Source organism: Desulfovibrio legallii, assembly GCF_004309735.1.
Classification (GTDB): domain Bacteria; phylum Desulfobacterota; class Desulfovibrionia; order Desulfovibrionales; family Desulfovibrionaceae; genus Desulfovibrio; species Desulfovibrio legallii.
The window spans coordinates 1-12,763 of sequence record NZ_SIXC01000016.1 but is presented as its reverse complement, the minus strand read 5'-3'; the positions used below and the strand labels follow the sequence as shown (position 1 = coordinate 12,763).

Genomic DNA, 12,763 nt, shown 5'->3' with positions numbered 1-12,763 from the left:
GCCTGTCTGCGGGAAGTAAAAGGTTGGCAGCACAATGAAGTTACCCTATTCTATTCTTTAAAAAATATACCATAAGGCGTCGGTGCCCGCAATATTTCAAGAAGAAATTTCGTTAGAGCAGTTTACGAATGAAATGAGTTAATTGCTCTGCAAGGATTTTCTTGAAAATCCTTGCCACGAAATGCGAGAAGGCAGGCTTTTGCCTGCCGTAAGCGAGCATTTCAAGTGTTAAATACTCTAGGGAGGCGTCCCTCGCGCGGTAGGCCCTGAAGCGGCCGACAGTCAGGCACAATGCTTGCATATCTTTGCCCTGCCGGGTGGACGGCACGGCCGCCCTTGGTGCGGGTGGGCGTGTGCCCCTGGCGAGTGTTTGCGGTGTGGAATTTATTGGTGTACCTCTAAAAAACAATAATGACGCGCTGTGCCGTGACTCAGGGGGGCGGATGTCTGCGGTTGAATCCTCCATCATTATCCCGGTGTTTAATCAGTGGAACCTGACGCGCGCCTGCCTCAAGGCCCTGGCGGCCACTATCAAAGACCGGGACGTGGAAGTCATTATAGTGGACAACGGCTCCACGGATGTGACGCCTCAGGCCTGCCCCGTTCTTGGCCGCACGCTGTTTGGGGAGGCCTTTCGCTACCACCGCTCCGCAACCAATTTGAACTTCGGCCCGGCCTCCAACCTGGGGGCCAGGATGGCGGCCGGGGAATTTCTCATTTTTCTCAATAATGATACGGAGCCGCTGCCCGGCTGGTATCAGCCTCTGCTGGACGATTTTGCCGCATGGCCGGACATTGCCGCCACCGGCCCCTTGCTGCTGTATCCGAAAAGTGAACCTTTCGGGTATACGGTGCAGCATCTGGGGGTACGCATTTCTCCTTTTATGAGCGTTGGTCATCTTTACGAGGGCATTCCGGCGGAGAGCCCTTTGGCGCAAAAACGGCGGTTTTTTCAGGTCATCACCGCCGCCTGCATGGTTATGCGGCGGTCGGTATTCATGGAAGTGGGCCTGTTTGACGAGCACTACATCAATGGATTCGAGGACGTGGACCTCTGCGCCCGGCTCAGCCACCAGGGCTATCGCATGACCGTCAACCCCGAAGCCAGGGTCATTCACCACACCAGCCAGACCCCCGGCAGACACAGCCACGAGGAAGAAAATTCCGCCTATCTGATGGAACACGGCCTGCAGCTGCTTGTTCCGGACTGGCACCAACATGTGAAAGATGATGGGCTGCGGCCGCATATTGGGCCGTGGCAGACGTTGCAGATTTTTTTGCCGCCCGATCAGCGCGCGCGTCTGGACAGGGTCGCGGACAAGGCCCCGGCAGCGGTTCTCAAAGATCTGTTGCTGCACAATCCTTTTTGGGAAAAAGGCTGGAGTGCCCTGACCCAAAAGGAGGAGAATGCGTCCATCCGTGCGGCGCTGGAATTTACATGGTTCAAGTTGTACCCTTCGCCGGAAGGGGCCATGCGGCTCTGCGCTTCTGCCCGCGCCGCGCATGACGCTCAGGCTGCCGTAAAGGCGCTGCATCTTGGGATTTCCTTTTGTAAACCCTTTGATCAATATCTTAAAAAAGCAGAAGAAATGCGCGCGTGGTGCGCACACCTCGGCCTGGCCCCTCTGGCTGAGCAGTATGCCGCATGGCTTGCCGGGGCGGAGTCCTTCCGGACGGAACGCTATCTGCCTTGCCTTGCGGCGCTGCGGCGTATGGCGGCTGAGATGGACATCCCCCTCATGCCCCACGAGGACTGGACCTATACCTTGTGGCGGGAGTTGGCGGACCTGCCGGGTCGTGCCGCAGCCGCGCCGCAGTCCGTGGAGGCTGGGGAGCCGCCTGTGCGTTTTTCTGTTCTCATGCCGGTCTACAATCCCAAGGCAGAGCATTTTGTTGCCGCGCTGGAATCTGTTTTGGCCCAGGACTACCCGCACTGGGAGCTGTGCGTCGCGGACGACGCCTCCACCGACCCCCATGTGGCCGCCATTCTGGTCGACTATGCCGCCGGAGACGGCAGAATCCGCTATACCAGGCGGGAGAAAAACGGCCATATCGCCGCCGCCACCAATACGGCACTGGAGATGGCGCGTCATCCCTGGACCGTACTGCTGGATCAGGACGATCTGCTGACCCCGGACGCCCTGCGTCAGGTGGCCGCAGCCATACAGGATTACCCCGACGGCCTGTTGTTTTTTTCTGATGAGGATAAAATCCGCGAGGATGGCTCTCTGTTTTATCCCTATCTTAAAAACGACAAGTGGGATTGGGAACTGCTCTGCGGCCAGAATTTCGTGAGTCATCTCGGCGTGTACCGCACGGACAAGATACGCCAACTGGGTGGTTTCCGTGAGGGGGTCCGCGGTTCACAGGATTATGATCTGCTTTTGCGTTATGTGGCGGGGGCGGACGCCGCGCGCCTCATCCATATTCCCCATGTGCTCTACCACTGGCGCGCCCATGCGGGCAGCACGGCTACGGATGTGGGCGTTAAAAGCGAGGCGGTGGAGAGTGCGCGGCGGGCGCTGCAGGACTATCTGGACGCAGCTGGTTCTGCAGCCGTGGTGGAGGTGTTGGAGGGTTCTCAGTTTTTGCGGGTCAGGCATCCGCTGCCCCACAAGCGGCCCCTGGTAAGTCTGATCTGCCATATGGGAGAGGATCTTGCCCCGTTGCAGGCCCAGCTTGCCGCCTTGCAGGAGAATACCGCCTACGGCAAATATGAAATACTTGTTGTGTGCAGCGAAGCCGTTCCGCAACGCCAGCTTGTCAAGGCGCGGCGGCTGACTGAGGGCCAGAAAAATATCCATTTGGTTCTGCATCCGAAAAATTTTTCCCAGGCGCAATGCCTGCAATGGGGCGCGCAAAAGGCGCAGGGGCAGGTGCTGGGCTTTCTATCCGGCGGCGTGGCGCCGGTGACGCCGGGCTGGCTGGAGGAACTGGTGGCCTRCCTGTGCCGTGCGGGCGTGGGCGCTGTGGGCGGCAAGCTGCTGCGCCGTAATGAAACGAGTCTGCACTGCGGCTACCTCACGGACGCCAGCGGCACATTGGCCCCGGTGTTGTCGGGCATGCCCCGCCATACGCCCGGCTGGTTCAACTGGAATATGATGGCCCGGACCGTAGACGCCCTGGACGGCCTGTGCCTGTTTACCCGTGCGGAAACCTTGGCGGGGGCGGGCGGCTTTGACGCGGCTGTGCCCGATGCGGCTGTGCCGGACTACTGTCTGCGCCTTGATGGGCAGGGATTGCGCACCGTCTGGTGGCCGTTTGCTGCGTTTGTGCTGCTGGATGATAAAAAGGCGCGCCGTTGCGACGACTGGATGGACACTGCCGCCTTTGCGGCACGCTGGAAAGGGCGGCTTACGCCCTTCAGCAGGGATCTTGCGGCCACGCGGCAGGGCTGGGCGTTGCAGACCGACGCCGTGGGATCGGAGGCTGCGGGTGGCATCTTACGGTTAGAGGCTGAAGGTGTTCCGAAGGATTTTTCTCCGGAGGAATACTTGCTTTTGTATCCGGATGTCCGCGCCAGTGGGATGGACCCCCTGATTCATTATCTGCAGTGCGGGCGTCAAGAGGGACGCAAGCCCTGCTGCAGCCATATAGACTACAGCGGCCTTACGCCGGAACGGCTGGCCAGGTTTCGCGCTGCGCCGCCCGGTGATGTGGTGGTCTGCACCTCTGTTGCGGGGAACTACGAGCGCCTCTTGCCCCCGGCTTATTTGAACGACGGCTGGCGCTATGTGTGCTATACAGATACCCCTATGGAATCTTACGGAATATGGGAAATGCGCCCCATTCCTTATGCTAATGCCGATCCCACGCGCCGGTCTCGCTGGGCCAAGCTGCATTTGCCGGAGCTTTTTCCCGATGCGCGTTGGGTATTATGGCAAGATGCAAATTTTGTCATTGTGGGTGACCTTTCACCAGTGCTAAATTTTCATGACGGTTCGTTACCACTGTATTCTATTACACATCCTGTCCGTGACTGCATTTATGATGAGGCCTCAGCCTGTATTATGGCTAAAAAAGATACCACTGAAGTTCTCAAAAAACAGGTTGAGGCGTACAGGATGCAGGGTATGCCAGAACATTATGGGTTATATGAAAACAATATTTTTTTGATAAATCCAAATAATGATTGCACATGTGAACTATTTTTGCAATGGTGGAAAGAATATGAAATGTATAGTAAAAGGGATCAAATTAGTCTTCCATATATTTTATATAAAAATAATATGAAGACTGGTGTTTTGTTTGATAAGGATTTCTTTTTTAAAAAAAATAGTATTATTTGCTTTCTGACACATATCGAAACAAATTTATGTGCTGTATAGGTGTCTGTAGTAATACTGTGTGGCCACGAGATTTTTTCACGAAAAGGCGTTTAAGAAGACTATTTTTTCTAGGCTTGTTAAGGTTATGTCTTTTACTCCAAACTTTGCAGAAAAACATATCGGCAGGCTTAGTAATATTATGGATACGAACCTATAAGTGTGACTTTGAGTGATTGTGAATTTGTTTATAGTGAGGGTTTTAAAAGAATGCAGCTCAACTGTCGTGCGGTCTCCCTTGCTTTAACTTATATAAAAATTATCAGGGCGATATATGCAAGATGAATCGATAAACGCGGCATTGGTTAAGGAATTGTTTGCAGTTATTGGGGAGTTAAAAAGACAATTTGAAAGAATAGAGAAGAATCAGTCTGTTATAGTGGATTATCTTTCTGATCGTGGGATGGCTAGATATGATTTGTCCTGTGATATCCCCAATATTGAGCGTCTTTTGCAGCTGGGAACAAGGTTTCCACATCCCCATGGCATAGTTATATCCAAGCATGCAAGGCTTGGACCTGGATGCATGATTTGGCAAAATGTCACAATTGGCGCGAAGCAATTGGTTGAGGACGGCGGTCAAAATATGTATCCAAACATAGGCAGCAATGTTAAGATATATGCTGGAGCATGCATTATTGGTGATGTAAAAGTTGGTGACTTTTCAATAATTGATTGTAATGCCGTTGTACTGAACGATATTCCGCCGTATACAGTTGTTGCTGGGGTTCCAGCAAAAAAAATTGGCATTAATGAATCTGTCCTCAGAAAGGGGATTGAAAGCAATAAAAGATTCGAAGAGAAAATTTATAAGAAATTTCAAAAGAGCACCTTGGTTAAATCGCTTTCCCCTAGTAGCGTCTGTATTGATTGTGGTGCAAATAAGGGGGATGTTACAGAAATATTTGCAAATACTGGTGCTTCCGTCATTGCTTTTGAGCCGCATCCGATCTGTTATAGAGCGTTGAAAAAGAGGTTCTCGCATAACGAAAATGTCAAAATATTTAATAAAGGCGTTTTTATAAAAAATGATAGGATGAAACTTTTTATCTCAAATGTTGAAGAATATGATCCGTTAGCGATTTCGCAGAGTAGCTCATTGTATCGAACAAAAACAAATATTGATTCTGCGAAGTATCATGATGTTGAAGTGATAGATATTACGGATTTTATATTCTCGATTGATAAAAAAATTTCAATTTTAAAATTGGATGTTGAGGGCGCTGAGTATTGTATACTCGAAAAGATAATAATTAGCGGTGCGCTTAATAAAATTGAAACAGTCCTAGTTGAGACTCATGAGGACAGAATCCCAGAAATTTGCGAAGAGGCAATCCGAGTAAGGAAACTCATAAAAGATATGAATATAACTTCGATACACCTTGATTGGGTTTAAAAATAAAACGTTTTGCCCCTACCCCCGCTTCAGTTCTTCCACCAGCTTGGCCATGTCCTGCGCCTGGGTGCGCAGCAAGGCCATTTCGCGGGCGGCCACTTCCATGGAATCCGCCGTGGACTTGGCAATAAAGTTCACGTCCTCCAGGGATTTGTTGATGGCCGCACTGGCGGCGGACTGCTCCTCGCTGGCCGAGGCGATGGCCCGCACTTCGTCGGCGGTCTGATCCACCATGCCCACGATTTTGGTCAGCGCTTCACCAGACTTATCGGCAAAGCCCGTGGCCGCGTCAATGGTTTTCACGGTGGCGTCCACCAAGGACACGCTGGTTTCCGCGCTCTGCTGGATGGCCGTAACCGCCTGGGCCACGTCCGCAGTGGAGGCCATGGTCTTTTCCGCCAGTTTGCGCACTTCGTCAGCCACCACGGCAAAGCCGCGTCCGGCGTCGCCGGCCCTGGCCGCTTCAATGGCCGCATTGAGGGCCAGCAGATTGGTCTGGTCCGCTATATCCGCAATGACATTCATAATCCTGGTGATGGCCTGGGTGTGCTCGGCCAGTTGGGCCATGCCTTCACGCAGCTTCAGGGACTGGCGCTGCACTTCCTCAATGCCGGCAACGGCCTGGGCCACCACCTGGGCCCCAGCCTCGGCTTCCTGCCGGGCCGTGTTGGAAATATCCGCCGCGCCCCCGGCGTTTTGGGCCACGTCCAGCACGCTGGCGTTCATTTGTCCCATGCCCGTGGCGGTTTCCGCCAGGCGCTTGAGGGCCTGGCTCAAGGCCGTGTGCGTGTTGTCCACTTGGTCGGCAATATCTTCGGCGGCGGCATTGAGTTTGTTCACCACGCCGCCCATGCGTTCAGCCGCGCTGACAATGCCTTCACGCCGGGCTTTTTCGGCCTCTTTTTGCGCCTTGTGGGCTTCTTCCACAGCTTGCCGGGCCTCTTCGCTCATGCTGCGGGCTTCTTGGGTTTTGGCGTGCGCCTCCTTCACCAGTTTGCGCAGGTTGGTTTCCATCTGGCGCAGGGCGTCGGCCAGTTGCCCCATATCGTCGTTGCTGCGCACGCCCAGCCGGGCCGAGGCGTCACCGCCGGCCACGGCCAGGGCATAGCGCGTGATTTTGGTCACGGGCGCGCTGATGCGCAGCCCCACAAGCACAGCCAGAACCAGCAGCACGGTCAGCAGCCCCAGCGCGGTAAGCACGGCGGCGCGGATGCCGGCGTGCTCCAGTTTTGCCAGATCTTCAATGGGGTTGCCCACAAACCACATGCCCAGAATTTTGCCGTCCGCGGTCCGCACGGGCCAATAGGCCGATTGATAGCGCACGCCTGAAATAACGTTGCGCACCACGCTCACTTCGCCGCGCTCCAGCACGGCTTGCACCACGGCCGGAGCGTCCAGTTTGGTGCCGATAATCCTTTTATTGTCGCGCAGGATGGTGGTCATGACCCGCGTGTCGCCCTTGAAGATGGTCACGTCCACCCCGGCAAGGCGCTTGAGGTCATCCAGAAAAGCCGGAGTGGTGAGCTGCACGCCCACAGAAACCGTGCCCACCACGACCCCCTCGCGTCGTATGGGGCAGGAGGCGCGGAGCATGAAGGGGTTGATGGGGCCGGTAACCACAGCTGCTGCCGCTTCGCCGCGCATGGCCTTGGCCACGGTGCCCTGCTTGGCGATATTGTCGCCGAATTTGGCGGCGTGCCCGCGGGCAATGACTGTGCCCTGGGCGTCGGTCACGGACATGAAGTCCGAGCCCGCGGCGCGCATGAGCTCCTGCGCCAGGGCATACACGGCCGCGTGGTCCTTGGCGGCCACGGCGGCGGCAAAATCCGGATTGCGCGCAATAAGGTCGCCGCTGTGCAGGAAGCGCCCCGACGTAGCGGTGATGGCGGCGTCCACCACCTGCTGGCTGCGGGCCATGCCGTCCACCAGTTCGGCGTCAAAAGGTTTTTTCATATGATAAATGGCAACGACCAACACTACGGCGCAGCAGACGATCAAGGCAATAAACAATGAACCTACATACTTGTGCGTAAGCGTAAGGCGCATGACAAGTTCTCCTCCACGTCATGGTGTCGTATGCCACATAAGGGCCGTCAGGCTGCGCGGACGGCATCGCCAGCGTCGGGTATAACCCGGCGTTGCGCATGGTTCCCTGTCCAGAGGCGCATAGCCTCAGGCCTGACGCAACCGGCGGTGCGGGAATAGCCGCGCATACGTGCTTGCCTGACCGCCCCCCTGCCAAGGAGCCGTCAGACGCTTTTAGTAGCCTTTTAACCTATATCGACCAGAGATATAAAAAGTTAAGGGGACGTATAGCGAACGTTATAACTGCTGTCAAAAGCCAAAAGCGGATTTGGCGTCAGTTCGCAATAAAAGATTTATTTCACATTTGTGGCCAGAGCCTTGCAATTTTGCAATGTCCTGGCGATTGCGTAAGCAAGACGCTCGCCGTGGAGGCGCAAGCACAGCTGTAGCCATTGCGAAGCAGGGGTTGCCCCGTTACGGCGAAAAAATTACGGGCTAAGACAGCAGCGCTAGTTACGGATACAGACAGCAACGCTATGTAGTTGCACGGGTAAGCGCTGAAATGAGCGTGCCTAACCATTGAGAATACATATTCTCAACATGAATCTGTGTTATGGGCGCAAACGCAGAAACCGCTTGCAGACGGACAAAAAACTGGAGTGGAAGGAAGCATTGCCGTGCGCGGAAATGCCGGGATCAGCCCAGCTTGGCGCGGACCTGACGGCAGAGTCCCATGAGGGCGTCGTATTCGTGCCGCCGCAGCCCGGCCCGACTGAACAGCCGACGCCAGGGCAGCAGGAAGTAGTCCGGATTGTCCCCGTGCAGATAGTCCAGGCGCAGAAGCATATCCTTGAGTGCAGCCATGAGGCGCTCCTGTTCGGCGGCTGTGGCCGCCCGGCCGCCGGGCACGGGGTCTGGAGGCCGGCTTTGCGGGGACGCGAGAGCGGCATCCGGCGCGGCAGCCGTGGCGTCTTCGCTTGCGGGAGAGGGGGCGGCGCCCCCCGCGTGGCGCAGGGCCCGCACGGCGTTGGCGCATTCGTAGGTCAGCAGCAGTACAGCCTGGGCCAGATTGAGGGAGCGGGCCGCCGGATCGGTGGGGATGGTGACCAGTTGCTGGCAGTGGGAGATTTCTGCATTGTTCAGGCCGCGGTCTTCGGGGCCGAAGACCAAGGCAACGCGCTCGCCGCGCGCCAGGGACGCCGCAACCAGTCTGCCGGCCTGCGGCGGCGAAAGCAGGGCCCTGCGCCAGCCGCCCACCCGGGCGGTAGTGCCCAGCACCAGTGCGCAGGGGGCCACCGCCTCTTGCACAGAGGGGTGAACGCTCAGGCTGTCCAGCAGGGGGATGCCTTTAGGTGTGGCCAGGGGGATGGCCTTCTCTTTGTCCCAGCGTTCGGGATCCACCAGGCGCAGGGAGGAACAACCCATGTTGACGCAGGCCCGCGCCGCCATGCCGATGTTCTCGGGAAAGCGGGTCTTGACCAGGACTACGTCCAGACCTTGCAGCAGCATCATGCGCCTCAGCACAAAAAGTGAAAGGCCGCCAGCACCTGGGTGGCGCCTTCAGCCGGTTCCAGCAGCAGGGCAGGGGGCTGGGGCCAGATGTGATTGGCCGCCAGAGCCAGCATGGCCCCGCCGGCCCCGCACTTGCAAACAGTGCCCAGAAAACGGCCCATCATGGCCCCGAAGGCCGCGTCCAGGGCCTCGCCCAAGGGGCGGCCGCGGACGAGTTCCATAAGAAAGCAGCCCGTCCAGGCCCCGGCCAGCGCGCCGATAAGCGCCCCCAGGCCGAAAAACAGGGGCGCCAGCAAAATAGCCCCGGCGATGGCCCCGATCATGCCCGCAAAGGTACCCGAAGAGCTGGAGCCGTAGCGCCGGGCCTTAACGATCTGCAGGCCCATTTCAAGAGCCTCTCCGGCCAGGGCAATGCCCACCATGAGCACCCAGAACCAGACGTCCATGGACTGGGCCGCAGGGTGGATCAGCTTCCACAGGGCTACCAGCCCCAGCAGCAGCCAGTTGGCCGGCAGGCCAAAGATGTTGAGCAGCAGTACAAAGCCGAGCAGCGTGACAAACGCGCCCGCCAGGACTGATGCCAAAGGAAAAGGCAAGAAATCCATAAACCACCTGTGGGGCCGGTTGCGCCACGGAAACGGGCGTTATTTTTGCTCGCGCAGATCCTTGAGGCGCACGGCCTTGCCCTCGCTGCGCGGCAGGCTGTTGCTTTCCACCAGCTCCACCTTGGGCGTCACCAGTATTTCGTCGCGCAGGCGCGCGGTAATGGCCTTTTGCAGGTTGTGGAGCACGCGCATATCCTCCACAAAATATTCGTCCCGGATCTCTACCTGCACCCGCATGACGTCGCCGATGCCGTCGTTTTCCAGAATAATAAGGTAGCTCTGCCCCACCTCCGGGAAGGTCATGATGACTTGCTCCACCTGCAAGGGGTAGATGTTCACCCCCTTGATGATGAACATGTCGTCCGCCCGGCCCAGAATGCGGTCAATGCGGCGGTGCTTGCGGCCACAGGCGCAGAAGCCCGGCAAAAAGCGGGTCAGGTCGCGGGTACGGTAGCGCAGAATGGGCATGCCCTGACGGCACAGACAGGTCATGACCAGCTCGCCCACCTCGCCATCGGGCAGGGCTGCGCCCGTCTCCGGGTCCACAATTTCGGGGATGTAGGCGTCCTCCCAGATGTGCAGGCCATTTTGTTCCAGGCACTCGAAGCCCACGCCCGGGCCGTTCATTTCTGACAGGCCATAGGAGTTGTAAACTTTCATATCGAAAAGATTTTCGATGCGGCGGCGGTATTCCTCGGTATAGGGCTCTGCGCCCACCATGGCGATGCGCAGGGGGAATTGGCGCGGGTCTTCCCCCATTTCACGCAGATGTTCACCCAGGATCAGGGCGTAGGAGGGCAGGATGTGGGCCACCGTGGTGTTAAAATCCTTGGCCAGCTTAATCTGACGGCGGGAGTTGCCCGCCCCGGCCGGGATGGTCATGCAGCCCAGGCGCTCGGCCCCGAAGTGGATGCCCAGTCCGCCCGTGAACAGGCCGTAGCCGGACATATTCTGGAATACGTCGTCCCGACGCACGCCCACCATGTACATACAGCGGGCCATGAGGTCCGCCCAGGCGTTGATGTCGTTCTGCGTGTGGCAGATGGCCACGGGTGAACCTGTGGTGCCGCTGGAGCAGTGCATGCGCACCACCTCGGATTGCGGCACGCAGAGCAGCCCCGTGGGGTACTGGGAGCGCAGGTCGTTCTTGGTGGTAAAGGGTATGCGCCGCAGATCGTCCAGGGTGCGCAGCGATTCGGGGCCCACGCCAGCTTCGTCCAGCCGCTGGCGGTAAAAAGCACACTTGCGGGTCTGCGCTACCGTGTTGCGCAGGCGCAACAGCTGGGTTTCTTCAATGTGTTCGCGGCTCCACAGTTCCGCTTCATCAAAAACGTCCATACTTTCCCCCTGAAGTGGCGCGTTTTACTTCGCCTGCCGGTGCGCCCAGCCCCAAAGCAGTCCGAAACAGCCCGCCAGCATCATGTCGCCGTGCGGAGCCAGAAATGTGCCGCAGCCCTCCAGCAGGGCGCGTTTGGGGCCTGTAATAAAGGTGGGCGCGTAGCCGCCGGCCTCTTCACAAGCGGGCCCGAAGGCCGTGCCGTGCCCGCCGCTGGCCTGCACCGCTTCGGCAGGCAGCCAGTGCTTGCGAAACTGCTCCAGGTCTTCCAGAAGCTGCTCCCGCGTGCGCATGCCCGTATGGTGCTCGTAGATGCCGCGTACCTTGCCCTGATAGAGCAGGGCCGCCACGGTGTGGCCGTTGCCCACGTTGACAATGGTCAGACCCTGGCGGAAGCTGCGTTCCAGCACGGCCGGGTCGCACAAGGCCCCCAGCAAGGCGCTGGTGCCCGTGTCGGCCACGGGGCCGCCGGTCTTCTCGTGCAGGGCCTGCATGCGGGTCAGCGAAGGCGGCGGCGCAGCATGGATCCAGCTGGTCGGGTCTGCGGAGGCGGTCAGAAGGTCGCTCCAGCCGCGCATGCGGCCCTGCCGGTTGTTGTAGACGTGAAAACCGTGATCCTGTGCGGCGGCCAGCACCAGATGCGGTTGCGGCAAGCCCGCTAAGCGCAGTATGCCGGCCCAGAAGTCCGGAGCGTAGTCGGTCAGGAATACGGGAACGCAGTTTTCCGGGCAGTTGGCGCTGATGGTCACGCCCAAGGCGCGCACCACATCTTCGCTGTCGTGGATGCCGCGGGTGGCCGGAGCCGTGGAAAAGACCGCCAGGCCGGCGGCCAGGTGCTCCTTGATGGCCTGGGTGAATCCCCCGCCCATGTTGCCGCCGTAAAGCCAGATGTTGCGCCGCAGAAGCGTGAGCTCGCGGATGCGCTGGGCCGTCAGACGGGCCGGCGCGGGCAGCACAAAACGCGGCCAGTTCTCGCCTTCCAGGCCGGGCCGGGCCAGCAGGGCATCTTGTGTGCCGCTGCCGATGTCCACGCAGAGCACCGGGCCCGCGTTACGCAGAAATTTTTGTACGGTTTCGTCCATGCCTCACTCCATCGGGCTTGAAAGAGTAGCCGCAACGGCTTTGGAGCGCAAGCCCGCCAAGATGGAAAAAACACTTGCCATTACCAGCACTATGCGATAGAAGCCTTGTCTGCGCCGAGGTGGTGGAACTGGTAGACACGCTATCTTGAGGGGGTAGTGAGAATTCTCGTGCGGGTTCGAGTCCCGCCCTCGGCACCATAAAGACTTCCAAAGAAGTTCAAAAAAGTCCGCAAGGCCAATAGCCAAGCGGACTTTCTGCTTTTTTAGCTTCCGTTCAAGTTGGGTCTACACCAAAGACGGCTCTACACCAAAGACGGGGGCAAGCCCCTTCAACGGGCAGTTTTTCCGACAGGTTTCTGAACAATTCCCCATCCATTTCAGCAGCACAATACGCGCACCCGCAGGCGGTAATTTTCGAAGTTGCGGAAGCCATACGCTCGCCGTTGAATCAACTTCATTTTTCGATGGAAACCTTCTGTAAT

8 protein-coding genes and 1 tRNA gene are annotated in these 12,763 nt (G+C 57.8%); 3 read left to right on the top strand and 6 right to left on the bottom strand.

Going from position 1 to position 12,763, the window contains the following annotated elements; translation table 11 throughout:
• Positions 1 to 443 precede the first annotated feature (443 nt).
• Both EB812_RS10760 and EB812_RS10755 read left to right on the top strand, forming a co-directional pair.
• Positions 444 to 4,328, top strand: coding sequence for a glycosyltransferase (locus EB812_RS10760; RefSeq protein WP_130958287.1), 3,885 nt, complete (start codon positions 444 to 446; stop codon positions 4,326 to 4,328).
• A gap of 271 nt (positions 4,329 to 4,599) precedes the next feature.
• On the top strand, positions 4,600 to 5,721 hold the full coding sequence (locus EB812_RS10755) for an FkbM family methyltransferase (protein ID WP_130958286.1): 1,122 nt from the start codon (positions 4,600 to 4,602) through the stop codon (positions 5,719 to 5,721).
• Between the two features lie 18 nt (positions 5,722 to 5,739).
• On the opposite strand, the gene EB812_RS10750 is transcribed toward EB812_RS10755, so the two are convergent.
• The 5 genes from EB812_RS10750 to EB812_RS10730 form a co-directional block, all read right to left on the bottom strand.
• Positions 5,740 to 7,767 carry a methyl-accepting chemotaxis protein gene (locus tag EB812_RS10750; protein WP_118229567.1) on the bottom strand — a complete coding sequence of 676 codons (2,028 nt, stop codon included), beginning with the start codon at positions 7,765 to 7,767 and terminating at the stop codon, positions 5,740 to 5,742.
• A 675-nt stretch (positions 7,768 to 8,442) separates the two neighbouring features.
• Positions 8,443 to 9,255: an RNA methyltransferase gene (locus tag EB812_RS10745; protein WP_118229568.1), complete on the bottom strand. Its 813-nt coding sequence runs from the start codon at positions 9,253 to 9,255 to the stop codon at positions 8,443 to 8,445.
• Between the two features lie 8 nt (positions 9,256 to 9,263).
• Complete coding sequence (locus tag EB812_RS10740) at positions 9,264 to 9,863, bottom strand: DUF456 domain-containing protein (protein ID WP_118229569.1); 600 nt, start codon at positions 9,861 to 9,863, stop codon at positions 9,264 to 9,266.
• A gap of 39 nt (positions 9,864 to 9,902) precedes the next feature.
• Positions 9,903 to 11,201, bottom strand: a complete 1,299-nt coding sequence (locus EB812_RS10735) for a phenylacetate--CoA ligase family protein (RefSeq protein WP_118229570.1) — start codon at positions 11,199 to 11,201, stop codon at positions 9,903 to 9,905.
• A gap of 24 nt (positions 11,202 to 11,225) precedes the next feature.
• The gene (locus EB812_RS10730) at positions 11,226 to 12,281 is read right to left on the bottom strand and encodes a DUF1786 domain-containing protein (protein ID WP_130958285.1); all 1,056 of its coding nucleotides are present in this window, start codon (positions 12,279 to 12,281) and stop codon (positions 11,226 to 11,228) included.
• Between the two features lie 113 nt (positions 12,282 to 12,394).
• Here EB812_RS10730 and EB812_RS10725 point away from each other — a divergent pair.
• Positions 12,395 to 12,479, top strand: a tRNA-Leu gene (locus tag EB812_RS10725).
• Between the two features lie 179 nt (positions 12,480 to 12,658).
• On the opposite strand, the gene EB812_RS10720 is transcribed toward EB812_RS10725, so the two are convergent.
• The coding region (locus EB812_RS10720; RefSeq protein WP_130958284.1) for a transposase at positions 12,659 to 12,763 on the bottom strand (105 nt) is incomplete at its 5' end.